Source organism: Arthrobacter alpinus, from assembly GCF_001445575.1.
Lineage (GTDB): Bacteria > Actinomycetota > Actinomycetes > Actinomycetales > Micrococcaceae > Specibacter > Specibacter alpinus_C.
The window spans coordinates 560,045-585,379 of sequence record NZ_CP013200.1; the positions used below are offsets into that span (position 1 = coordinate 560,045).

15 protein-coding genes, 1 tRNA gene and 2 rRNA genes are annotated in these 25,335 nt (G+C 56.4%); 9 read left to right on the top strand and 9 right to left on the bottom strand.

Annotated features, from left to right (window positions below; all coding sequences use genetic code 11):
* Window positions 1-120: 120 nt before the first annotated feature.
* From AS189_RS02380 to AS189_RS02400, 4 genes are all read right to left on the bottom strand, one after another.
* Window positions 121-3,294, bottom strand: a 23S ribosomal RNA gene (locus tag AS189_RS02380).
* 567 nt (window positions 3,295-3,861) lie between these two features.
* A 16S ribosomal RNA gene (locus AS189_RS02385) occupies window positions 3,862-5,395 on the bottom strand.
* Together the 16S and 23S rRNA genes form the textbook arrangement of a ribosomal RNA operon.
* A gap of 481 nt (window positions 5,396-5,876) precedes the next feature.
* A complete protein-coding gene (locus AS189_RS02390) occupies window positions 5,877-6,251 on the bottom strand; it encodes a phage holin family protein (RefSeq protein WP_062286072.1) in 375 nt (124 codons plus the stop codon).
* Between the two features lie 1,167 nt (window positions 6,252-7,418).
* Window positions 7,419-7,501: transfer RNA gene (locus tag AS189_RS02400), tRNA-Leu, on the bottom strand.
* A 395-nt stretch (window positions 7,502-7,896) separates the two neighbouring features.
* Between AS189_RS02400 and AS189_RS02405 the strand changes: the two genes are divergently transcribed.
* The 7 genes from AS189_RS02405 to pknB all read left to right on the top strand — a co-directional run bounded on the left by AS189_RS02405 (window position 7,897) and on the right by pknB (window position 17,602).
* Window positions 7,897-8,706, top strand: coding sequence for an FhaA domain-containing protein (locus tag AS189_RS02405; protein ID WP_062286076.1), 810 nt, complete (start codon window positions 7,897-7,899; stop codon window positions 8,704-8,706).
* Window positions 8,703-9,188 carry an FHA domain-containing protein FhaB/FipA gene (locus AS189_RS02410; RefSeq protein ID WP_062286078.1) on the top strand — a complete coding sequence of 162 codons (486 nt, stop codon included), beginning with the start codon at window positions 8,703-8,705 and terminating at the stop codon, window positions 9,186-9,188. Before AS189_RS02405 ends, AS189_RS02410 begins: the two co-directional genes overlap by 4 nt.
* 1 nt (window position 9,189) lies before the next feature.
* Window positions 9,190-10,938, top strand: a complete 1,749-nt coding sequence (locus AS189_RS02415) for a PP2C family protein-serine/threonine phosphatase (RefSeq protein WP_062286080.1) — start codon at window positions 9,190-9,192, stop codon at window positions 10,936-10,938.
* On the top strand, window positions 10,935-12,338 hold the full coding sequence (locus tag AS189_RS02420; protein WP_062286082.1) for an FtsW/RodA/SpoVE family cell cycle protein: 1,404 nt from the start codon (window positions 10,935-10,937) through the stop codon (window positions 12,336-12,338). The genes AS189_RS02415 and AS189_RS02420 overlap by 4 nt, the downstream gene beginning before the upstream one ends.
* A complete protein-coding gene (locus AS189_RS02425) occupies window positions 12,335-13,789 on the top strand; it encodes a penicillin-binding transpeptidase domain-containing protein (protein WP_062286084.1) in 1,455 nt (484 codons plus the stop codon). Before AS189_RS02420 ends, AS189_RS02425 begins: the two co-directional genes overlap by 4 nt.
* On the top strand, window positions 13,786-15,594 hold the full coding sequence (locus AS189_RS02430) for a protein kinase domain-containing protein (protein WP_062286086.1): 1,809 nt from the start codon (window positions 13,786-13,788) through the stop codon (window positions 15,592-15,594). The genes AS189_RS02425 and AS189_RS02430 overlap by 4 nt, the downstream gene beginning before the upstream one ends.
* A 76-nt stretch (window positions 15,595-15,670) precedes the next feature.
* Entirely contained in the window at window positions 15,671-17,602 is a 1,932-nt protein-coding gene (gene pknB / locus AS189_RS02435) for a Stk1 family PASTA domain-containing Ser/Thr kinase (protein WP_062286087.1), read from the top strand.
* A 48-nt stretch (window positions 17,603-17,650) separates the two neighbouring features.
* Here pknB and AS189_RS02440 read toward each other — a convergent pair whose 3' ends face one another.
* Together AS189_RS02440 and AS189_RS02445 are read right to left on the bottom strand one after the other, a co-directional pair.
* Window positions 17,651-18,289: an anthranilate synthase component II gene (locus AS189_RS02440; RefSeq protein WP_062286089.1), complete on the bottom strand. Its 639-nt coding sequence runs from the start codon at window positions 18,287-18,289 to the stop codon at window positions 17,651-17,653.
* A 168-nt stretch (window positions 18,290-18,457) separates the two neighbouring features.
* Window positions 18,458-19,264: a class E sortase gene (locus AS189_RS02445; protein ID WP_424581521.1), complete on the bottom strand. Its 807-nt coding sequence runs from the start codon at window positions 19,262-19,264 to the stop codon at window positions 18,458-18,460.
* Between the two features lie 242 nt (window positions 19,265-19,506).
* Here AS189_RS02445 and AS189_RS02450 point away from each other — a divergent pair, with 242 nt between their 5' ends.
* On the top strand, window positions 19,507-19,761 hold the full coding sequence (locus AS189_RS02450; RefSeq protein ID WP_062286093.1) for a cell division protein CrgA: 255 nt from the start codon (window positions 19,507-19,509) through the stop codon (window positions 19,759-19,761).
* Window positions 19,762-19,764: 3 nt separating this feature from the next.
* Here the strand turns inward: AS189_RS02450 and AS189_RS02455 are convergent, their stop codons facing one another.
* Together AS189_RS02455 and AS189_RS02460 are read right to left on the bottom strand one after the other, a co-directional pair.
* Entirely contained in the window at window positions 19,765-20,067 is a 303-nt protein-coding gene (locus AS189_RS02455; protein WP_062286095.1) for a hypothetical protein, read from the bottom strand.
* Between the two features lie 228 nt (window positions 20,068-20,295).
* Window positions 20,296-22,953 (bottom strand): helix-turn-helix domain-containing protein, encoded by a 2,658-nt coding sequence (locus tag AS189_RS02460; RefSeq protein WP_337589197.1) that lies wholly within the window; start codon window positions 22,951-22,953, stop codon window positions 20,296-20,298.
* Between the two features lie 820 nt (window positions 22,954-23,773).
* Here AS189_RS02460 and AS189_RS02465 point away from each other — a divergent pair.
* On the top strand, window positions 23,774-24,325 hold the full coding sequence (locus AS189_RS02465) for a flavin reductase family protein (protein ID WP_062286099.1): 552 nt from the start codon (window positions 23,774-23,776) through the stop codon (window positions 24,323-24,325).
* A 145-nt stretch (window positions 24,326-24,470) separates the two neighbouring features.
* Here the strand turns inward: AS189_RS02465 and AS189_RS02470 are convergent, their stop codons facing one another.
* Window positions 24,471-25,199, bottom strand: coding sequence for a rhomboid family intramembrane serine protease (locus AS189_RS02470; protein WP_424581070.1), 729 nt, complete (start codon window positions 25,197-25,199; stop codon window positions 24,471-24,473).
* Between the last annotated feature and the right edge of the window lie 136 nt (window positions 25,200-25,335).

Genomic DNA, 25,335 nt, shown 5'->3' on the forward strand with positions numbered 1-25,335 from the left:
GGGTAGAGTCACAGTAAAGGAACCTGTTTTTTTGGTTTCAACTTAACAAATCCTTGATGGGTTTGTTGGTTGGGAACCACATAGTGAACGCGAGCATACTCATGTCATATAAGAGTGTGTGTGGTGTAAGTTATCGGCCTATTAGTACCGGTCAGCTTCACGAGTCTTTAGTCCTCGCTTCCACATCCGGCCTATCAACCCAGTGGTCTGCTGGGGGCCTCTCACACGTTTAGGTGTATGGAAATCTCATCTTGAAGCGGGCTTCCCGCTTAGATGCTTTCAGCGGTTATCCCATCCGAACGTAGCTAATCAGCGATGCACTTGGCAGTACAACTGACACACCAGAGGTTCGTCCGTCCCGGTCCTCTCGTACTAAGGACAGACCTTCTCAAATTTCCTGCGCGCGCAGCGGATAGGGACCGAACTGTCTCACGACGTTCTAAACCCAGCTCGCGTACCGCTTTAATGGGCGAACAGCCCAACCCTTGGGACCTACTCCAGCCCCAGGATGCGACGAGCCGACATCGAGGTGCCAAACCATGCCGTCGATATGGACTCTTGGGCAAGATCAGCCTGTTATCCCCGAGGTACCTTTTATCCGTTGAGCGACGGCCATTCCACAATGTGCCGCCGGATCACTAGTCCCGACTTTCGTCCCTGCTCGAGGTGTCCCTCTCACAGTCAAGCTCCCTTGTGCACTTACACTCGAAACCTGATTGCCAACCAGGCTGAGGGAACCTTTGGGCGCCTCCGTTACTTTTTAGGAGGCAACCGCCCCAGTTAAACTACCCATCAGGCACTGTCCCTGACCCGGATTACGGGCCGAAGTTAGATGTCCAAAGTGACCAGAGTGGTATTTCAACGATGACTCCACAACAACTAGCGTTGTCGCTTCACAGTCTCCCACCTATCCTACACAAGCCACTCCGAACACCAATACCAAACTATAGTAAAGGTCTCGGGGTCTTTCCGTCCTGCTGCGCGTAACGAGCATCTTTACTCGTACTGCAATTTCGCCGAGTTTATGGTTGAGACAGCGGGGAAGTCGTTACTCCATTCGTGCAGGTCGGAACTTACCCGACAAGGAATTTCGCTACCTTAGGATGGTTATAGTTACCACCGCCGTTTACTGGGGCTTAAATTCTCAGCTTCGCTCAACAAGTTGAGCTAACCGGTCCTCTTAACCTTCCAGCACCGGGCAGGAGTCAGTCCATATACATCGTCTTGCGACTTCGCATGGACCTGTGTTTTTAGTAAACAGTCGCTTCCCCCTGGTCTCTGCGGCCCACACACGCTCACGGACAGCTAGTGTCCTTCACATGGCAGGCCCCCCTTCTCCCGAAGTTACGGGGGCATTTTGCCGAGTTCCTTAACCATAATTCTCTCGATCGCCTTAGTATTCTCTACCTGATCACCTGTGTCGGTTTGGGGTACGGGCGGTTTGAACCTCACGTCGATGCTTTTCTAGGCAGCATAGGATCACCGAATTCCCCCATGCGGGGGTCCCATCAGATCTCAGAATCGTCATTGAAGACAACACAACGGATTTGCCTATCGTGTTTCCTACGTCCTTAGACCGGGACTACCATCGCCCGGCTCGGCTACCTTCCTGCGTCACACCTGTTAATACGTTTACATCCCCAACTCAGGTCCCACGCTCCCCACACACCCTGGTCCCGAAGGACACTCAATGGTGGTTTGGGTGGTTAGTATTATTGGTTCAATATTGGCGGTTCTTCACCGGTACGGGAATATCAACCCGTTGTCCATCGACTACGCCTGTCGGCCTCGCCTTAGGTCCCGACTTACCCAGGGCAGATTAGCTTGACCCTGGAACCCTTGATCATTCGGCGGACGGGTTTCTCACCCGTCTTTCGCTACTCATGCCTGCATTCTCACTCGTGTAGGCTCCACCGCTAGTTCACACTGCGACTTCAATGCCTACACGACGCTCCCCTACCACTCCAAACCCCTGAACCAAAGGACGAACCTACTGGCTAGGGCAATGTTTGAAATCCACAACTTCGGCGGTGTACTTGAGCCCCGCTACATTGTCGGCGCGGAATCACTTGACCAGTGAGCTATTACGCACTCTTTTAAGGATGGCTGCTTCTAAGCCAACCTCCTGGTTGTCTAAGCAATCCCACATCCTTTCCCACTTAGCACACGCTTAGGGGCCTTAGTTGGTGGTCTGGGCTGTTTCCCTCTCGACTATGAAGCTTATCCCCCACAGTCTCACTGCTACGCTCTGACTTACCGGCATTCGGAGTTTGGCTGACGTCAGTAACCTTGTAGGGCCCATTAGCCATCCAGTAGCTCTACCTCCAGTAAGAAACACGCAACGCTGCACCTAAATGCATTTCGGGGAGAACCAGCTATCACGAAGTTTGATTGGCCTTTCACCCCTACCCACAGCTCATCCCCTCCATTTTCAACTGAAGTGGGTTCGGTCCTCCACGCGCTCTTACACGCGCTTCAACCTGGCCATGGGTAGATCACTTCGCTTCGGGTCTAGATCACGCCACTAAACTCGCCCTATTCAGACTCGCTTTCGCTACGGCTTCCCCACACGGGTTAACCTCGCGACGTAACACTAACTCGCAGGCTCATTCTTCAAAAGGCACGCCATCACAAGAACAACTACACCCAAAGGTGCACGCTTGCTCTGACGGATTGTAAGCACACGGTTTCAGGTACTATTTCACTCCCCTCCCGGGGTACTTTTCACCTTTCCCTCACGGTACTTGTCCGCTATCGGTCATTAGGTAGTATTTAGGCTTATCAGGTGGTCCTGACAGATTCACACGGGATTTCTCGGGCCCCGTGCTACTTGGGATACTTTCCAGGGAGTGCACTGCATTTCAGTTACGGGACTCTCACCCTCTACGGTCGGCCATTCAAAACCGTTCACCTATACATGCACCATTCCCCTCACTGATCCGGCAGAATCAGAACGGTAAGTCCCACAACCCCGCACCATGCAACGCCCGCCGGCTATCACACATGACACGGTTTAGCCTGATCCGCGTTCGCTCGCCACTACTAACGGAATCACTATTGTTTTCTCTTCCTGTGGGTACTGAGATGTTTCACTTCCCCACGTTCCCTCCACACACCCTATATATTCAGGTGCAGGTCACCACCTCGGCTTACACCGGGTAGCGGGGTTCCCCCATTCGGACACCCTCGGATCAAAGTTTGGTTATCAACTCCCCGAGGCTTATCGCAGATTCCTACGTCCTTCTTCGGCTCCTAATGCCAAGGCATTCACCGTGTGCCCTTAAAAACTTGACCACACACAAGCGGGTCAAACACAACACAACACCCCACAAAGAGGCCCTGCATCATGATTTATGTATCTTGATTATCGAGAGAACCATGAAAACATCAACCACACCCCAAAAGGTGCAGCATCAGATCCAGGTTCATTCATTTTCTCAAAGAAATTGCTTTCTTATAAAAGATGCTCGCGTTCACTATGTAGTTCTCAAACAACAACCCCACCACACACATCCCCACCAACAAACACCAAAGTGTCTTTCGTCAGTAAGTCCGTTATGTGCAGGAAACCAGGCACAACACAACTCCAACCCGAAGGAAGGAACGTTGTTGTTCCAGGACCCAACAGTGTGCCAAACACCACCCACCACAACACAACAATCCTTGATGAACTTTTCCTCCCACCCCCAAAGGGACGGTGTACTCGATTCAGATCGCCATGTACCAGCAGGCACCTATTTTATTGATATTCCACCCTTGAGCAACTCACCCAGAAACATGCGTTCTGGCAATGAGTCTTTACTCCTCACACCACCAATACGTCTCCATGCGGAGCCGATCGCGGCGTTTGGTGCTCCTTAGAAAGGAGGTGATCCAGCCGCACCTTCCGGTACGGCTACCTTGTTACGACTTAGTCCCAATCGCCAGTCCCACCTTCGACAGCTCCCTCCCCACAAGGGGGTTAGGCCACCGGCTTCGGGTGTTACCAACTTTCGTGACTTGACGGGCGGTGTGTACAAGGCCCGGGAACGTATTCACCGCAGCGTTGCTGATCTGCGATTACTAGCGACTCCGACTTCATGGGGTCGAGTTGCAGACCCCAATCCGAACTGAGACCGGCTTTTTGGGATTAGCTCCACCTCACAGTATCGCAACCCATTGTACCGGCCATTGTAGCATGCGTGAAGCCCAAGACATAAGGGGCATGATGATTTGACGTCGTCCTCACCTTCCTCCGAGTTGACCCCGGCAGTCTCCTATGAGTCCCCACCATTACGTGCTGGCAACATAGAACGAGGGTTGCGCTCGTTGCGGGACTTAACCCAACATCTCACGACACGAGCTGACGACAACCATGCACCACCTGTAAACCGACCGCAAGCGGGGCACCTGTTTCCAGGTATTTCCAGTTCATGTCAAGCCTTGGTAAGGTTCTTCGCGTTGCATCGAATTAATCCGCATGCTCCGCCGCTTGTGCGGGCCCCCGTCAATTCCTTTGAGTTTTAGCCTTGCGGCCGTACTCCCCAGGCGGGGCACTTAATGCGTTAGCTACGGCGCGGAAAACGTGGAATGTCCCCCACACCTAGTGCCCAACGTTTACGGCATGGACTACCAGGGTATCTAATCCTGTTCGCTCCCCATGCTTTCGCTCCTCAGCGTCAGTTAATGCCCAGAGACCTGCCTTCGCCATCGGTGTTCCTCCTGATATCTGCGCATTTCACCGCTACACCAGGAATTCCAGTCTCCCCTACATCACTCTAGTCTGCCCGTACCCACCGCAGATCCGGAGTTGAGCCCCGGACTTTCACGGCAGACGCGACAAACCGCCTACGAGCTCTTTACGCCCAATAATTCCGGATAACGCTTGCGCCCTACGTATTACCGCGGCTGCTGGCACGTAGTTAGCCGGCGCTTCTTCTGCAAGTACCCTCAACCACACAACGTGTGGCCTTGTTCCCTACTGAAAGAGGTTTACAACCCGAAGGCCGTCATCCCTCACGCGGCGTCGCTGCATCAGGCTTTCGCCCATTGTGCAATATTCCCCACTGCTGCCTCCCGTAGGAGTCTGGGCCGTGTCTCAGTCCCAGTGTGGCCGGTCACCCTCTCAGGCCGGCTACCCGTCGTCGCCTTGGTGAGCCATTACCTCACCAACAAGCTGATAGGCCGCGAGTCCATCCAAAACCAATAAATCTTTCAACAAAACCCCATGCGAGGTAAAGTCAATATCCAGTATTAGACCCCGTTTCCAAGGCTTATCCCAGAGTTAAGGGCAGGTTACTCACGTGTTACTCACCCGTTCGCCACTAATCCCCCGCAAGCGGGTTCATCGTTCGACTTGCATGTGTTAAGCACGCCGCCAGCGTTCATCCTGAGCCAGGATCAAACTCTCCGTTAATAACTAAACAGACACACACAATCACACCGGAAAAAGGTAATGAAAGCATGCACTAAATTCGAAACCAGCTAAACGATCATGCATCACCACAGGGGCGGCAACACACAACCAAATAACCAATTCAATATAAATAAATTGGTATCAATAAAACTTGGCACACTATTGAGTTCTCAAACAACAACCACACTCAGCCAACACATACACAAACCAAACAGTCCGCGATGATCAGTGCCGAGGCAACTTTTCAAGCTTACCCGAAACATTTCAACAAAGCAAATCCACTAAACCGTGAACCACACCATCAAAACATGAGAAGTAAACCGGCAAAACCGGCCACAAAACTCGAGCTTATCGTTCCCCCATCAACCGGGGCAACTCGAAAAACAATACACTCTTTCGGGGCTCCAGGCAAACCCAGAGCCATCGTCCGCTGGCCACGCCGTCCCCCCGATCCTGGGCCGCCAAGATCGGGCTACTACCGCTACTTGGCAGCAGTCTTCAATACGTACTTAGGCACCAGCACGGCACAGAGCCCAGTGATTGCCCAGATGACTAGCGCGGCAATGATCCAAGTAAAGAAGCCATGAATGCTAATGCCACCAAAGAACATGCTGGCAATAACCAATGCCAGCCAGGTGGAAACAAGAGATGCCAGACCGGCAAGTGTTGGTGTGTATTTAGTGGCCAGCTTGGCCACTAACCTCTGAAGAAGCGACTGAGCAACCGTAAAGACAACCACTGCGGTCAACAACCCACCAAAGTGTAGGGAGAAGCGGGGCAGGATCAGTGCAGCAAGCATAATCGCGACAGCCGAACTGCCTAGCTGGACGCCAATGCCTATCAATAGGTTCTTCATGTCCTGATCTTATGCTGTGAAGCGATACGCCACGTCGAGATTTCCTAGAGTCTTGCAGTGGTTCTAACAAAGACCCCAACCAACACAGCCGAGTTTCTTGGTGGATCACGCAGTTGGGTGAAGCACGTGAGCTTTCCAGAATACTGCGGCCCGTACGTCGCTTAAACAGCCCCAGTAGTAGGTGTCCGATTTGGTCAGTCGGCAGGAACGCGGCCAACGCCAACCTCCAACACCGAGGAACCATAATGGACCGATTCCTCTATATGCAGGCCTCTATATACGTCGCAGAGGTACTGCCTTAACAAGGCTGGGCAGTGGCATCCCGGCAGAACAGCTGCCAACCTCTGGCCAGTGATCCTGTCCACCATTCTGAAGATCCACGCGACCGCCTGAGTGGCCATATCCTCTAGTGCTGACCTTATATATAGAGCACTCGACCGCAAGGGGATAAACACAGCCGATCCTTGGACGAGCCGAAGGTCAAAACGTGTGCATTGAATTTCCGTTTTGTTCGTTGATTACGCTGATCGTCGGGGTGTCAGCAAGAAGTAGGAAGAGTTCAGCGCGTTACAGTCCTGGATCACCGGCAAGAGTTCTGAAGACGCCCATGCCGGCTCTGCTCGGACGCTCCGGCACAGAGTGCAGCGTGCAGCGTGCAGTGTGCATGGTGCTGGAACGTGGCCCCACAATCGCCAGCAGCCACGGAAGAGCACCCGGTGATCATGTAGTTGCAGTGCAGTGCGATCGGGAACCTCGCTGAGAGAAGTTCCTGGGGGACCGCACCTACACGAATAAGAACAGCGGAAGGCCCTCTCCCTACCCGGATACCAGAGCTGGTAGCTCTACCACCACACCGGGTGACCACAAGATCCTTAGAGCCTCGTCATACCCCACCACTGGCAACCATCAAAGAAAGCCAGAGACATACCAGCGAGCTCATCGACCCAACTACCAAGACTGCAAGCGAATCCCTCAAGGATGGGTCGGAAGAAGCCACTGACAGCCCCGGGCTAGACGCGCTTTTTGGCCGGCAACCGGCTGACCCCTGTTTAGAGCCACCCCGCTAACCTCACACCGAGCCAGCTAGCCGCAGAACTGAAAACAGGGCTCAGAGACAACAAAAAACCCCGGTGGAACCATTGGTTCCACCGGGGTTTTTCAAAAACGTGCGCGAGGGGGGATTTGAACCCCCACGCCCTTTCGGACACTGGCACCTGAAGCCAGCGCGTCTGCCGTTCCGCCACTCGCGCGTTTTTCGCTACTCACTGGTTTGTCTTTCAACTCTCAGTGGAACAGCGAGATCAAGCATATAGGACATATTGCCAAATCACCTAAACGAGGGTCTCCAGTGCCCGTTCAGACACTAGAATTGGAGGAATCAAGGGGCAACATTCCCCTAGATCACGCGGAAGTTGGACGGCGAAAAAAGTTTTTGACAACCTCATGCCTAGGTAGGAAATTTCCCACATCCGGTCCATCTAATAGGGCTATTCCAAGACTCCGGCAGTAGTATCAACTTTGAACTAGGTTGCCCGCAGCGCGGACGACGCTCAGGCTGCGCTCTCCACGCGCAGCCGTTTCAAGAATTTTGGCAGCACCCTTGCCACAGCAACACAGGCAGCAACAAAGGAAGAGAGGAGAGCTTATGGGATTGTTTGACAACGTTGAAAAGGGCATTGAAAAGGCAGTACGTGGCGCCTTCTCCCTAGGTTCCAAGTCATTGCAGCCAGTTGAAGTGGCGAGCGCACTTCGTCGCGAACTTGATGACAAAGCCATGACGTTGGATGCCGGGCGAACCTTGGCACCCAATGTTTTTAACATCGAGCTCGGAGATGCCGACTTTGATCGTGCGCGCTCTTGGGGCATCTCGCTGGCCGAAGAGCTGTGCGATGTAGTCATCAACCATGCGCGTAGCCAAGGCTACGTGCTGCAGGGGCCGGTCAGAGTGGCATTCAACCACCACCAAGCTCTGCGCCCCGGGCAGTTCGACGTCGCTTCTTCCACGGAGAAAGAACACGTGGGCGCGGCCCAGGACCCGACTCCGAAAAGCCCAGCCCATCCTCCCGTGCGGCCCACTCAAGGTCCCGGCACCGTGAAGGCTGCGCCCGGCCAGCCCGCGCCCGTCTACAAACGCCAGACACCGGCGGCCCAAGGGCAGCCCGTTCTGGACATTGACGGACAGCGGTATGCATTGAATGCGAGCTCCATTGTTCTGGGCCGCTCCTCTGAAGCAGACATTCTGATCGACGACACCGGCGTCTCGAGAAAACACCTGGAAATTCGCTGCGAAGCCGGCTCCAACACCGCCGTAGACCTTGGTTCAACCAATGGCAGCTTCGTGGACGGTCACCGCGTTCAGGGCAGCACCGAGCTCCGTGACGGCGCAAGCATCACCATGGGCCGAACAGAAATTATTTTCCGTATTTTGCCCCTACGCGGCGGTGGTCAGCGATGAATGATCTTAGTCTTGTAGTCACCATCTTGCGTTTCGGCTTCCTGCTGCTGATGTGGGTCATGGTTTTCAGTGTTGTTGCCGCCATGCGACGCGACCTGGTCATTGGCCGCAAGGCCAAGGTTGGCGAGCCAACGGCCCGACAAGCTCGCAAGCATCCCGAACTTATCGATGAAGCGCCGCCGGCAAAGCTCCAAGCCCGCCAGCTTGTTGTCACCGAGGGCCCGTTGACCGGAACCACCCTCGAACTGACAGGTATCCCCATTCTGCTGGGACGCGCGCAGGAAGCCACCTTGGTACTCGAGGACGATTACGCGTCGGGCCGCCACGCGCGCCTATTTCCCCAAGGCACCCGCTGGTTTATTGAAGACCTTGGCTCCACCAATGGAACATTCCTCGGCGGCACCGCGTTGACGCGTGCCCTCCCCGTGGAACTCGGGGTCCCTGTGCGGATCGGCAAAACGGTCATCGAATTGAGGCCGTGAGATGGCCGAATACCCCCTGGTTCTGCGCTACGCAGCCAGATCGCATGTGGGTCTGGTTCGCGCCAAAAATGATGACTCCGCCTACGCTGGCGAGCATCTAGCCGTAGTGGCCGACGGCATGGGCGGCCATGCGGGCGGCGATGTCGCAAGTGCCTCCACGGTTCTGGATCTAGTGCATTTGGACCATAACCACCATAATGACGACGCCGGCACTCACCTCGCCGATGAGATCCAGACGGCTAATTCCCTGCTGTCTGAGCTGGTCCACGTGAATCCGAAACTGGCTGGCATGGGAACTACCGTGACGGCCCTGCTGCTTTCCGGCGACCGATTAGCCTATGCCCACATTGGTGACTCACGTGCTTACCGCCTCAAGGACGGCACCTTTGAGCAGATGAGCACCGACCACACCTTTGTCCAGCGCATGATTGACGAAGGTCGCATGACCGAGGCTGAGGCCGAGGTTCACCCGCACAAGAACGTCCTGATGCGCGTGCTCGGCGACGTGGATGCTTCCCCCGAGCTGGATCTGAAGTACTTCGATGCCGAGCCCGGGGAGCGTTGGCTCCTGTGCTCCGACGGGTTGAACTTTGTCCGCCCGACCATGGTCGAAGAGGTCATCAGGCACACCAAGTCATTGGCCACGGCCGCGGACACTCTCATTGACCTGACCTTGGCGGCCGGTTCACCCGACAACGTCACGGTGATTGTCTTCGACATTGTTGAAGCCAACCCCGACCAGACCCAAACTGCGGCACTGGAAGCCGTTGAGGTCGCTGTACCCGTCTCCAACGCCACTGGGACGCCCACCTTTGAGGATCCCGAGGACCAAGAGGACCAAGAAGAGTACGACGGCGATCAGGAGCCTCTCGCTGTGACCGAGGGCTCCACTACAGTTGGGGACGGGGACGAGCAAACGGGCTCTGCGGAACTCTTGGACTCATCCAAGAGTGACGAAGAGGAACCTGAATCCGCCGCGCTCGATGCACATATTCGTGCCGCTGCCATTCGTAGAGAACTTTCGGAGCGCAAACACGAGCTGGTTGGCTCTGCCTTGACAGCCAATGAAGAGGGGCGGATTCCGCTTCTCACCAAACCACACACTGCCCATCGCGCCGCAACCGTACTGACCCACAAACCAGCTACGGAGCCTGCTCTTGTGGAGGACACGGAAGTGTCCCTTCCCCGGATTCGCCAACGCCCGTTGGTCTTGGCCATTGTTGGTTTCCTTGCCGCCCTGGCTATCGTCGCAGGATCATGGGCAGCCTACGCATGGACCCAGACCCAGTATTTTGTGGGTGTGAATAATGGAAATGTAGCAATTTTCCAAGGTGTCTCGCAGTCCCTTGGCCCCATTTCACTCTCTCACCTGTACCAGGAGACGGAAGTGAAGGTTAATTCACTGCCTGACTATTCTCAGCAGTTGGTTGCATCCACTGTGCCGGCATCAACACTCAGCAATGCTGAACAGATCATCAGCGACCTTCAACTGGGTACGGGCACAAGCCTGCCACCTTGTGCGCTCCTTGAGACGCCGCCGGCAACCGCCCCCACCTCAACGGCAACTGCCACGTCCGGCTCAAGCACACCCGCCAGCGCTGGCCCCACTGCAAAGACAGTAAAACCCTCGGCACAGGCCAAAGCAACACCTAGCGCTACTCCTGGCGCGGGTAGCACCACCAGTCCTTCATCCACCGCTACCGCTACATCACAGGCGCAGCCCACCTGCATCCCCGGAGGTGGAAAATGAGCCAGTTGATGACCGTGGCCAAACCGCGCCGCAATACTGAACTACTCTTGCTGGTCTTGGCCCTTGGCCTTTCTGCCATGGCGAATGCCTTGGTGAATCTGAATCTGGGCCGCAGTTTCGACAACGATTTTTACTCGCAAATTGCAATTTTGGCCGTCTTGTCCATTGCTTTCCATGTGGTTCTGCGGCTCCGGGCCAAGTATGCCGATCCGGTCATATTGCCTGTTGTGGTTGCGCTCAACGGCATTGGCCTTGCTGTCATCCACCGTCTGGACATCACCTCTGGCCTCAGAGATGCGACGCGCCAGTGGATGTGGACAAGTCTGGCCGTGGTGGCTGCCATTGCGGTCCTGTGGTTCCTGCGCGACCATCGAATTCTGCGTCGCTACACCTATATTTCACTGCTGGTCTCAGTGGTCCTACTCATCCTTCCACTGGTACCTGGAATTTCCGCAGGCAGCGTCTTCGGCGCTACCGTATGGATTTCGATTGGTCCATTCACGTTCCAGCCCGGTGAAGTCGCCAAAATTACGCTCGCTATATTCTTTGCAGGGTATTTATCCTCCAATCGCGATCTGATCCTGCTGGCAGGTAAGAAGATTGGCCCGCTGCAGCTGCCGCGTGTACGAGATCTTGCACCGATGATCGTGGCGTGGCTAGCCAGTGTTGGCGTTCTGGTCTTCCAGCGCGACCTTGGTTCCTCCATCCTGTTCTTCGGCTTGTTTATGGTCATGATCTACGTGGCCACAAGCCGGGTCAGCTGGATTCTCATTGGTGTAGCCCTCATGGCCGTTGGCGGCTTTGCCGCCTACCAGATCTTCCCGCACGTGGCCCGGCGAATTGACGTATGGATCAACGCCTTTGACCCCGCCTATATTGGTGCCGATTACGGAAGTTTCCAAGTCGTTGAAGGGCTGTTTGGTTTGGCCAACGGCGGTCTTATGGGGACCGGACTGGGACAGGGTTCACCGGACCGGTTGCCAGTGGCCAATAGCGACATGATCATTGCAGTTATTGGTGAAGAGCTTGGCTTGATTGGACTCTTCGCGATTCTGTGCCTCTATGCACTGTTGATTGCGCGCGGATTCCGAGCAGCACTGGGCACCCGCGACGCCTTCGGCAAGCTGTTGGCGGTGGGATTGTCCTTCGCCGTGGCACTGCAGTGCTTCATCATCATCGGCGGCGTGACTCGGCTAATCCCTCTGACGGGCCTAACTACACCGTTCCTGTCGGCCGGTGGGTCCTCCCTCTTGGCTAACTGGATCATCGTGGCCCTGATCCTAAAGATTTCGGATGCTGCAAGACGACCCATTGACGTCTCCGCAATGTCTGCCAAGTCGGTCACCAAAGATCCGACTGCCCCAACCGATGAAACTCAAAAGGAGGTGCCTTCGCCATGAATGCTGCAATTCGCAATTCCTGGATAGTCGCCATCGCCTTGTTCGCGCTACTTTTTGGCTCTATCTCCTATGTGCAGTTCTTTGCCGTGGACTCCCTGAAAGACAACCCCAGCAACCAGCGCCAGCTCGTCAAGAGCTTTTGCAGCGCCCGGGGACCCATTCTGGTTGACGGCCAGGCCATTGCCGAATCAGTTGCGACAAACACTGACTGCAAGTACCAGCGGACTTACAAGGATCCGGAATTGTATGCAGGCCTCACGGGCTTCTTCAGTAAGTGGTCCGGCCAGTACGGCATTGAAGCTGCCATGAGCCCGGAACTCACGGGAAATTCAGACGATGCCCTGTTTGAACGCATTTCACAGATATTCACTGGGGAGCAGCCCCAAGGCCGCTCGGTGGAGCTCACCATTGATTCAAAGATCCAACGGCTGGCCCTTGACATGATCCCCGATGACATTGGCGGATCCATTGTGGTTCAGAACCCGAAGACTGGTGCCATCATTGCGATGGCTTCCAAGCCTACCTACGACACGAATTTGATGGCCACCCACGACAAGAAAGCTTTTGACGCCTCGATGGCGGAGTTGGTGAAGGTCCCCGGGATCAACCTCTTCGGCTCATCCGCTTACAAGCAGGTCTATGCACCAGGCTCCGTCTTCAAGATCATCGACACAGCTGCGGCTCTGGAGTCTGGGAAATATAACAAGGACAGCATACTTCCAAATCCGGCTCAGTTGACCTTCCCTGGCATGGACTACGCGCTGCCCAACTACGCCTACGGCCAGTGTTATACCAAGGACAAAGCGTCCTTCGCCTTCGCACTGGAGAACTCCTGCAACACACCTTTCGCCAGCATTGCATTAGATCTGGGCCAAGACGCCATTACTGCCCAGGCTGAAAAGTTTGGCTTCAATGACTCTTCGCTCTCCTTCCCTGCAGCGGTGGAGCCAAGCCGCTTCCCAGGTAGCCAAGGGGCGCTTGATGCTGCCGGATTGGCCCAAAGCGCTATTGGACAGCTCAATGTTGTGGCAACGCCGTTGCAGATTTCCATGATGACCGCCGCGATTGCCAATGGCGGCGAGCAAATGGCCCCCAATTTGGTAAAAACGGTCCGGACCCCGGATCTCAAGACGGTTTCCAGCCTCACCCCAGAGGTCCTCCGCAAATCCACGACGCCGGAAGTCGCCTCCCAAATCACCGACTGGATGGTCAGTGTGGTTGACAACGGCATTGCCTCGGCGGCAGGTGTACCCGGCGTCAAAGTCGCTGGCAAAACAGGTACCGCAGAACTCGGAGATGGTTTGAACAACGCATGGTTTACCGGATTCGCTCCGGCCGATGATCCACAGGTGGTTGTCACCATCGTCATGCCGGGGGTAGACGTTCCCACCGGCGCACAACTTACAAGTCCCAATGCAAGCAAACTCTTCAAGGCGGTGTTGAACAAGTGAGGCCTACTTCTGGTATCACCTTAGGCGGCAGGTTCCAACTCACATCACGCATTGCCATTGGCGGCATGGGTGAAGTGTGGAAGGCGCAAGATCTAGTCTTGGGCCGGATCGTTGCCATTAAGATCCTCAAGGATGAGTACACGGGGGATCCCGGCTTCCGCGCCAGGTTCCGGGCAGAGGCCAAGCACACTGCCCTGCTCAACCATGAGGGTATTGCCAACGTCTTTGACTACGGCGAAGAAGATGGCTCAGCGTACTTAGTCATGGAATTGGTTCCCGGCGAGCCGCTCTCCAGCATGATCGAGCGCGAGCGGGTGCTCTCTGCCGACTGGACGCTCTCGATGATCGCCCAGACGGCCCGCGCCCTTGCCGCAGCCCACGCACAGGGCTTGGTGCACCGGGATGTAAAGCCTGGCAACTTGCTTATTACCCCTGAGGGCAAGGTGAAGATCACCGACTTCGGTATTGCTCGCTTGGCTGATCAGGTGCCGCTGACTCAGACCGGTCAAGTCATGGGCACTGCCCAGTACTTGGCGCCGGAACAGGCCACGGGTCAGATTGCAACCGGATCGAGCGATATATATGCCTTAGGCGTTATAGGTTATGAGTGCATGACGGGGCACCGTCCGTTCTCCGGCGAATCCCAGATTGCCATTGCCTTGGCACAGGTCAACGATGCTCCGCCACCACTGCCCGACACGCTCCCAACACCCGTACGGGCATTGCTCATGTCCATGCTGGCCAAGGAACCTGCCAACCGTCCGTCTAACGCTTTGAAGTTGGCTGAAGCCGCTGACGCCATTCGCGCAGGTGACGTCAAGGCTGCCCATGCCGCCGTACCCGGGATGCTTTTGTTTGAGGCCACAACCGGTCCCATCACAGCCCCCGTGGACATCAACGCGACGGCTCCCACCTCCGTGGTCAGCAGCATCTCCGAACCCAGCACCACCGCGCTTCCCACCATCTCCGACGATGCGCAGGATGGCGCCGGCGCACCCACCCGCTCAGAGATCCTCGGTGCCGAGCGTGCCTGGCAGGCAGAGCACGACGACGAGGACGCCTTGGTGCCTTTGGAGGAGGATGTTCCTCCCGCGGCACCCGCCAAGAAGGGTCGCAGCCCGTGGACGTGGCCCATGGTGGGCCTGCTCATCCTGCTGGTCTTTGCTGTTGGTGCCCTGCTGCTGCAGAACACGAACCTCTTTGGCGGCAGTCCCGAAGCCACGGCAACGAAGACTGCCACCGCGTCCGCGACCCCGTCGGCGCCTCCCACCACTACTGAGGCGCCGACTCCCACTGAGGAATCGTTGCCGCCAACCACAACGCAAGCCCCGGAAGAGATTGTGGTGAATCCAACCGAGTTCCAGGGCCTGACCTTTGATGCCGCCCGTGCCAAACTGATTGAAATGGGTCTGGTGGTCAACGCTCCGGTGGATGTAGTTAGTGATAAGACTGCAGGCACCGTAACGGAAATTTCTCCCACAGGACCGTTGGCTCGTGGTTCTGCCGTCACTTTGACTGTTTCATCAGGACCTGAAATGGGTACCGTGCCTTCATTTACTGGCCAAACCGGCGATAGTTTCAGCACAGCCCTTGTGGCCGCCGGTTTCAAGCCAAATGGACTTCCTCAGGCATCAGATCTGCCTGCGGGTCAGGTAATCGCGAGTGATCCAGGTGCTGGAGCAAAGGCACCAAAGGGAACCCAGGTGACCTATTACGTTTCCAGCGGCCCGGCCCCGGTTGTAGAAACCACCCCAGCTCCAGCCCCGGCCCCGGCTCCGGCTCCGGTAGAAACCCCAGCTCCGTAATCCTTCGCCAGCCCGGCGTTCCCTAACCCAGCATTCCCCAACCTCACACCTACCCAGACAGGACTAACTGGTACTTATGAGTATTCCGCGCGTCCTCAATGACAGGTACGAGATAGGGGAATTGCTGGGCCGTGGCGGCATGGCTGATGTGTATAAGGCCCGCGACACGCGTCTGGGCCGGACTGTCGCTATCAAGTTGCTACGCGCCGACGTGGCTCGGGATTCACACCTGCATGCACGCTTTCGACGCGAGGCGCAGGCTGTTGCGGGTCTGAACCACCCGGCCATCGTTGCTGTGTACGACACAGGCGAACATGTCACGTCAGAGCATGCTGGCGACGGCGCCCACGTTCCCTACATAGTCATGGAATATGTTCATGGCAAGACGCTGCGCGATCTGATCCGCAGTAAGAGCATCACCACGGATCAGGCGCTGGAGTACTCCAGTGGCGTGCTGGCGGCCCTTGATTACAGCCACCGTGCAGGTGTAATCCACCGAGACATTAAGCCGGCCAACGTCATGGTCACCGAGGATGAACACGGTGTCCTGGGGACGGTCAAGGTTATGGATTTTGGCATCGCGCGAACCATCTCCGATTCTGCAGCCACCATGACCCAGACCCAGACCGTCATGGGGACTGCTCAGTATCTCTCGCCGGAACAGGCGCGCGGCGAGAGCGTCGACGCCCGGAGTGACCTATATTCTGCCGCCTGCCTGCTGTACGAGATGCTCGCGGGACGGCCTCCCTTTACCGGTGATTCACCCGTCTCGGTGGCCTATCAACATGTGCGCGAGCTACCCCCCGTGCCCAGCACCTTCAACCCACAGCTGGGGCCAGCCCTGGACGCATTGCTTATGCGTGCGCTGCAGAAGGACCGGAATCAGCGTTTCCAGGACGCGGCATCCTTCCGTCGCGCTCTGCGTGCTGCCGGCACTGGCGTTATGCCCTCTCCCGGACAGGTGCAGGCGCCCACCCACGCCTCTGCCGACGAGACCACAGTGATCTCGGCCGTCGCTGAACCGCTGACAGCATCACCTCTTCTCGGCACGCACGACGCCGGCCCCTCTAGCCGCGCCATGGCCAAGGTCATGGCCGGGGGAGCTTTAACCACTGACGACGGCGAACCAGAGCAGGCTCATGACCTCGCCCCTGCTGTCAAGCGGCGCCGTCGAGCCTGGATGGTGACGCTCTTTGTGGTTGTCGCCCTTATGCTCGGTGGTGGCGCCGTGGTGGGTTACAACATGTTGAATCAGCAACCGGCTGCTATTGCCCAGGAAACCATCCCTTCTCTGGCAGGGATGTCCAAGGACGATGCCATGTTCCGCTTGGACGCCTTGGGCATGGATGCCAGTAGCACGGAGGAGTTCTCTGCCGTGGATAAAGGCACCGTGATCCGCACGTATCCCGCTGCGGGGACCCTGACAGAATTAGGCACCGCGGTGGAAGTGTTCATTTCCAAGGGACCATCCGAGGTGGCTATTCCCAAGGATGTTGCCGGCAGGACCGACGGCGATGTGCGCCAGAATCTGGTAGATCTTGGCCTGCTCGTCAAGTCCAGCGATCTTGTTAATGACGGCTCGATCGGCGCTAATCTGGTGGTCACCACGGATCCGGCGCCCGGCGAGAGCGTGCCCGTCGGGACTAGTGTCACCATCAAGGTCTCCACCGGTCAGGTAGCAATGCCGTCCTTGTTCGACCTGACGAAGGATCCGGACCAGGTCAAGAAAGCCGTTACTGATGCCCTGAAGAATGTTTCGGAGCATCTGGAGGTTACTTTTGAGGAATCTGAGAACTCTGTGGTGACTCCAGGTATGGTGACCGGGCAGTCCATTCAGGCAGGCGCACTGGTGGCACAGCGCACGACGGTGGTTGTAACTCTGGCAAAGGCACCGCCAACCCCGGAACCAACACCAACGCCCACTCCCACGCCTTCGACGGCCACATCACCCAAGACCAAGAACGTCCCCACGGAGTCAGCCCCGGCTAAGCCTCCAAAGAAGCCCTAGCGCCACCAACAGTGCCCGCTGCTAGTGAGGCCTAGCTACGAGTGCCACTCAGCTGTTGATGAGCGGGCTCAAGGTCGCCGCCTTGGCGACAGCACCAACTTCTCCAAGCGACTCGAGCCAATTGCCCAACATGGTGTAGCCGCCTTCGGTGAGAACAGACTCCGGATGGAACTGGACCCCACACAAAGGTGCGGTTTTGTGCGCCAAACCCATGATCACGCCGTCGACCGTCTCTGCCGTGACCTCGAGGACCTCCGGAATGCTGGCCGGAACAGCTGACAGCGAATGGTAACGAGTGGCGATGACGGGACTGGGCAGTCCTGCAAAAACACTGGCGCCACGGTGATGGACCTCGCTGGTCTTGCCGTGCATGAGCTGCTCTGCGTGGGTGACCACACCTCCGTAAGCTTCGGCCAGCGCTTGGTGACCCAAGCAAACGCCCAACATGGGTTTGTTGTTACTCCCGCACCACTTGATCAGTTCGATGCATACCCCAGCTTCTGCGGGGGTACCGGGGCCGGGGGACACCAATACGCCGTCGCGCGTGCCAGCCAATTCCACCGCTTCAGCCAAGGTGACGTCGTCATTGCGGACAACAGTGGTTTCGGCGCCCAGTTGCTGCAGGTATCCAACCAGCGTGTAGACAAAGCTGTCGTAATTATCTATGACAAGAATCCGCACTGCCATGTCAGACTCCACCACCAATCGTTGAATCATTTAGAGGGTTGAATTGGGAGAGCCAGGGGAACACAAACTGCATCAATACCAGCACTATGGCGACCACAAAGAGAATGGTCGTGATGATGCGGAACCACAACGGTCCCGGCAGGTTTCTAAAGATCCAGCCGTACATTCTCAGCCTTTCCCGTTCTGATTCGCTGCAACTTGAGCGGCAATTTCTGCTGGCGGACCCGCACTAGCCGGCTGCCAGGATTCCATCACTGAGTAGCTGATGATGCGCTCCTCCGCTCCAAAACGCGGATTGCAGCTGGTCATGGTCATGAAACGTTCGGTTGGTGCAACGCCCGGTTGCGTGGGGACGGGAGCAATGACGTCGCCACGGTTCGGCATAACAATTTGATTGTTGCGGAAAACGTACGTGTAGTAGCCATCGTTGGTCTGGACGTAGATCTTGTCTCCCGGGACCAGTGTGTGTACCGCGTCCAAGACGGCGCCGTGGGTTTGCCTATGCCCTGCTACGGCGAAGTTGCCCACCTCGCCCGGCATGGCAGAACTCTCGTAGCGACCCAATCCGAGGGTATCGAGTTGGGCCGGGGCTGTGCCTTCCACAAGGGGCCTGCTGTAGGTCTGGCCAAACCGGGGAATGTAGACCACGCCAAATACGGTACTTGGCTGCTCTGGAGCGGCCATGACTTTTGGGTCACCGTAATCAACGGGGGGCGCGTCAGGGGCTGGGGGAGTCACAGGGCCCTGGAACTCCTGCGCAAATTGGGAGACGGCAGCCTGTTGGGCGGTATTGGCTTCAATGTTGGTCCACCACAGTTCCCACACCACAAACAACAGCAAGATCACACCACAGGTAATAAGCAGTTCGCCGATGATCTGGATGAGGGTGCGGAAAAAGCCCTGTTTCTGGAGCTTGGCCCGCTCTCGCTGGGCTGATCGCTTATTTCTCCGACGTACATTTTCATTATCGGTGATGAGTTCCTCAACACCCACAGCTGATTCGACATGGCTAGGCGATCGAACCAAGCGGGTCTCCTGACTGAAGTTGAGCGATAATTTCATGCAATCTGCAGCTGCGTTAAATACAGCTAGAATTACGTCAACAATACCGGCAGTTCACGGCCTTGGAATAATTACCCCAGCAACGTCACAGGCAATGGACAGCCCACACCCATCGAGGTGGTCGTTTTCCCCGATCACAATGTCAAGGAGCTCCTGTGCCTGAGTCAAAATCGCGTCGCCGCCCCACCAAAGGTCCGGCCGAAACGCCGTCCAGCAAGGCACAGCAACCCAACGCCGTTTGGTTCGTCCCCGTCATGGTCACCTTGATGCTCTTGGGCTTGGCTTGGATCATCACTTACTACATCTCTGATGGCCGCTTCCCCATCCCGAACATCCGTAACTGGAACATCGGCATCGGCTTCGCCATTGCCCTGGCCGGGTTCATGATGACAACGCGCTGGCGCAGCTAGCTTTCAGTCTTTGGACTCATCGCCTAGATCACTTTCACTGTAGTGACCCTTAGGATCCCCTGCGGCACGGCCCGGTACATCTCCGGCCGTGCCGTAGTCGGCTTCAATGAACCTTCCACGCTCAGTGTCTTCGGTAGCCTCTTCTGTGCCTGCCGGCCCGTAGTCGCCTTCAATATAACGCCCCTCAGGATCGGTTGAGTGGTGTTCTTCCTCGGAACCAGCCTTGCCGTAAGAGCCTTGGACGTACCGTCCGTGGCTCTCATCCTGCTTCGAATCTTGCTGCTTGGATTCGTCTTGCTCAGACATGTTGCCGCCCTACCTTTCACAGCGCCAGAAATTACCGGCGATTGGTGACCGAGTGCTGTTTGTAGTTCCACTGTAGCCCCGCGCAGTCGTTCTGGACAGGACGCTGATCTGGCACTAAAAGAGCTCTGCCAAGCAGCCCTGTCCGAGCGTGATTATGGCCTCTGTCAGGGCCGTTGGTGCTGTAGTTAGCACCATGCCAGACTCATTCTGGCCACCAAGGCTGAGAAATTATGTGTAAAAGGAATCGCTTTGATTACCAGGCTCTTCGCCGTTAATTAACGAGGCCAGCTGCTCTCTCGATTGAATGTCCAACTTGATGAAGGTCCTGTACAGGTGACCTTCAATGGTTCGCAATGAGACATGGAGCCTGGTGGCAATGGAGTTGTTTGATTCACCTTGGGCAACCAAGAGGGCTATCTGGTGTTCCCGGCGGGTCATTTTGGGCGCTTCAATAGCATCGAACACCGGTGACACCAGACCGGGCATCTTTTCACGCATTGCAACCACCTTCGTGGCTGATTTCCTACTCTTGTGTACTTTTCCACTGTGATGGAGTTTATTCAATGCATGGGTTGCCAACTCCACAGCGATCAGGTCAAACCCATATTCCATGGCAACTACGCTGGCTTGGTCCAGATCCGCCGGATTCTGGGACGCCATGGCGCGGGACCACTCCACAAAGAACTCTTTACTCCCGGAGTCCACTAGTGAAGCAACTTCCGACAACCGAGGCATGGCAGTGCCGTCCCCCACGCGCACCAGCAATGAGAGAATTGTCAGCTCAATTCCGGTATACCCGCGGTTGCGACATTCTCGTTGCAGGCTACGCAACCTAGCCAGTCCAAGTTCATTTTGACCAGTCATAACCTGCGCGGCTGCAGCGTAAGCAGACGCTTCAAGCTCATGGAACGTCCCGCTGCGTTGGTTCAGTGAGGCACATCGAGCCAATTGTTCTTGGGAACCCACCAAGTCGCCATGCATGACCAGGGCATAGGCCAAGAGCGCCAATGCCGTGGGACGTACTGACCAAGGATCGTAGTCTGCCAGTGCCACGGTTGCGGAACGGAGTGCCGGCAATGACTCTTCAAAATGGCCGCGGCGGCATGCCATGGTGGCCGCAGCAAGATCCCGGAGCCCCCCAGAAAATAACATGAGGTCCGTGTTGACAAAAACCGCCGGCTCCAGCGCCGCACGCGCAAGGTCCCATCCGCCGTCGTAAATGACGGCTGCCACAGCGCGAGTGTAGGCCAAAAGGGAAATATCGGGTCGTGGAAAACCCTCTGGCCGTTCCATTACCGCAAGGACTTCGCCAGCCAGCGCCACGGCCTGGCTCATCTTTCCTACGGCGCTTAAGACTTCGGCCTGCAGTGACCTTAAAAGAACCATGTCGCTAACGTTCTGCGCCAAAGGATGCTTCAGTACCTCCTCGATGACGGCAGTGGCAGCTGCGGCATTGCCTAAGGTAACGTCCCGCATCGCGACCACAATCAAGACGTCAATGTCTGCCCTGGTGACGGCCTTCTCCGCGGGAACCATCCCGAACCGGAGATGGAAATTCTCCAGCACATGATTGAGCTTCTCTTCATAGTCCAACTCGGAGAAGTGGCTCAAGTGCACTGCCCGCAAGGCGGTGGCCGCTGCCGCCGGCGTTATGGCGAGCTCGAAAGCTCGCAGCGCTTGGCTCCGGGCTTGCGTGAGCATGTTTTGGTTCGAGAGTGCGATTGCCCCCTCCGCCAACAGTGCTGGCAGGTGCTCCGAACCGACGGACATGCTGCAAAACTGCAGCGCGTCCTTAGGCCGCATGAGCTGATTGGCGTGAATGGCGGCTTCCAGCAGCCGATCGTCGTCGAGAGTAAGCCCGCAATCGAGTGTCCACCGGGCGATGCTGATGATTTCCTCGGGTGAAGGATGACTCGTGGCTGGCAGCAACTGTGAAACTTCAGCCAAAAGCCTTCTACTACGCCCGATGGGAACAATCGCCCGAATGGGCGCGGCCGTGGCCGGACGGGACAAGTGCATGACCAATGCCGGGCCTGGCCCAATTTTCACCAGATCCCGCTGGTGCATGTCATCCACCGCTTCCGGACTGGACAGTTCCAAGACCAAATCCATCGGCAAGGAGCCGGCCAGTGCCAAGATTTCAATGATTCGGCGAGAGTCTTCTGGAAGGTGCTCCAAATCCATCTGCATAAATTCCCAAGACTCCGAGCCCATCAGGTCAGCAGGGTGATCCAATATCCACACACCGTTGACCTGTCGCAGCGAACCTTCCTCTTGCGCCCCTGAAATCAGCCCTTTGAGAACCAGAGGATTACCCCCCGAACGGCTGGCCAGATAGTTGACCGTGGGCCCGGCGATTTGGCCACCGAGCGTTTCCTCAAGGATTCCGCGCACGTCATCACTGTGCAACGGTGCCAGTTCGAAGCGAGTCAAGTACCCGTCACGCCACAGTTCCCGCAGCTGACTATTATGACTGCCGTGCTGATCGACAACAATGAGCTTCGCCTCAGAGGACATGATGACCTGCATGATAATTGCTGAGCTTTGCGAATCCAGATACTCAGAGTTATCGACAATTAAGAAAACTCGTTTGGAACTCCCCAGTGCAGCATGTATCTGCTCGAGCAGCCCATTGAGGACATCGTAGTACTCGTTGCTACGTGCCAGGTTGGCACCCACACGGGCGTTGACGGCACCGAAGGGTATGGCTGCCAGGGCCTTACTCGCTGAGAGCCTGATCGTGGTGGACTCCCCACCGAGTGCATCCAAAATCTGGCCCAACATCCAGGTTTTTCCCACGCCCCGGGCACCAACAAGAAGCACTCCTCTCGAAGTGTTTCCTATCAGCTGTGCAACGATGTCCCCAGCTTTTGCCCGTCGGGCCACTCATCCCCATTTCATGCAGCGTCTGCCCATCGAGCATTCCGCCATTCTAATGCGGGCTTGCGCCGCACCAGATACAACTCAGGTCCTACCCAGACCAACAATTCTGATCCCATTCTAGGGATTATCCATCGATTGTGTCGACCACAGCCCACGTTATGGTCTGAGTTTGTTTCTAAGGACGCAGAATACGCCGCTCTGGGCACAGATGTTTAGGATCCCAGACGAAATCCATGGGCGACCCACGCCGACCGGTGACTATTTTTGGCCCTAGCCAGCGGGGATTCTCAGTTTTGTCTCACGTGGTTGAAGACCCGCCTTGGATTGAGGAAAAGGCCAGAGTCAGCATGGGCAAACTACCCAGAGGCCGATCCTCGGGTGGCACGTCATTGGACCGTGAGAAGTAGCCCCAGATCCTACACGCGGACAGGTGCACAAAATACTGGATTTGTCACTGTCCCCAGAGTTATCCACACTGTGGATAACTCTTTCCCACAACTCACAGGCTTATCCACTGCCGTGGACAACTCCTTCGAACTATCCACAAGCCATCTTCGAAATTGGGGTTATCCATAGTTGTTCACAAAGTTATCCACAGAAGTGGATAACTTTGTAGCAGATCCGGCCAAACGATCAGTTAACCGCTTCAGAAAGTAATCCACAGCTGTGGAATTACATGTGTGTAACTTATACCCATTGTGGACAAGTCTGGGGATAACCACATGTTCGACTAACACAGAACTACTAGAACTACAGCTCTGTAAGTTATGCCCATGTGTGGACATCTATGTGGATAACTGTAGAAACGTGCAACGATGAAGCCATGGAACTACCCGATCCCCTCGATATCCACAGAGTTTTCCCACAGCACCTTACACAGGAATCGATCGACGAATTCCGCCGACTCAGTGCCGAACAGGCCGGCTCGGTCGCCATTGTCAGCACCAGAATTCGGAACCGCGATTATGCAGCGACAGTGAGCGCCTACTTGTCAGTGTCCTATGACCCTCCGACATTACTGGTGAGTCTTTATGGGGAATCAAGGATTGCGCTGGCGGTGGCAGAAGCGGGATCGTGGGCACTGTCGCTACTCACAGCAGAGCAGAAGTCCCAGGCGAATTGGCTGGCCAGCCCGGGCACACCCACCGAGGGTCTGTTGAACCAGATTAATTTCAGGCGCGGACCGGTCACTGAGAACGCCATCATGGCAGGAGCGTTGGCCTGGTTTGAAGTGGAAACCACGGCCATCCACGAGGCGGCAACCCACCTACTGGTGGTGGGAAACGTGGTCTCCATGGGTGAAGACGCACAGTGGAGCCGGGACTTGTCACCATTGCTCCACTACGGAGGAGACTACCGACGCCTCAAGCCGTAAGGCGCCCAGCCGCAAGGCGCGGAGCGCAGGGTGAGGGGCGCAGAGTGCCGGGCGCAGGGTGAGGCGGGTGCGGAGCGCAGGGTGAGGGGCGCAAGGTGCGGAGCGCAGAGTGCCGGGCGCAGGGTGAGGCGGGCGCCGTCGAAAGTTAGCTGACGATGGTGAAGGCGGGGAAGGTGGAAACCTTGTACGCGGTGAGGGCAAGAAGTAATACTGTCACCGCTGCGATTCCACCCCACTGCACCAGATTGCGGTTCTTCGTGGGGGCGTAGGCAATGGCGGCGGTGCAGAGTGCACCGGCAATCAGACCACCTAAGTGGGCCTGCCAGGCAATATTAGGGATGACAAATCCAATAGCTGCGTTGATGGCCAGCAGGACCACTATCTGGCGAAGATCTCCGCCGCGCTTCTTCTGCACCACGAATAGAGCGCCAAACAAACCGAAGACGGCACCGGAAGCACCCACAACCACCGTATCAATGGGCGAAAGCAAGAGGACTCCCACGGATCCTGCAAACGCGCTAACAAGGTAGACGGCGAGAAAACGCACCCGTCCAAAGGCAGACTCAAGGGCATTGCCAAGAATCCACAACGCATACATGTTGAAGGCAATGTGCATGAGGTTTGTTGAGTGCAAGAAGGCTGATGTCACCATCCGCCACGGTTCCGTTTCCGTGTAGAACGGGGCGTAGGCGAAGTTCTGGAAAATGAAATCCTTGGGAATAGCCAAGTCCAAAGCGTACATAGCCACACAAATGGCCATCATGGTGATGGTCACCAAGGGCCGGCCTGTGCGGACAACGCCGCCAAAAATAGTTCTGCGGGAAGGAACGCTCTTACTGGCTTCGCTGACACAGTCCACACATTGGATTCCCACGGCAGCACTTCGCTGGCAGTCTGGGCATGCCGGCCGGCCGCACCGCTGACAGCTCACATAAGAAACCCGGTCGGGGTGCCTTGGGCAGACAGGGGCTCCGGTGGAGGGATACGGGACCGGATGTGAAGAACTCAAG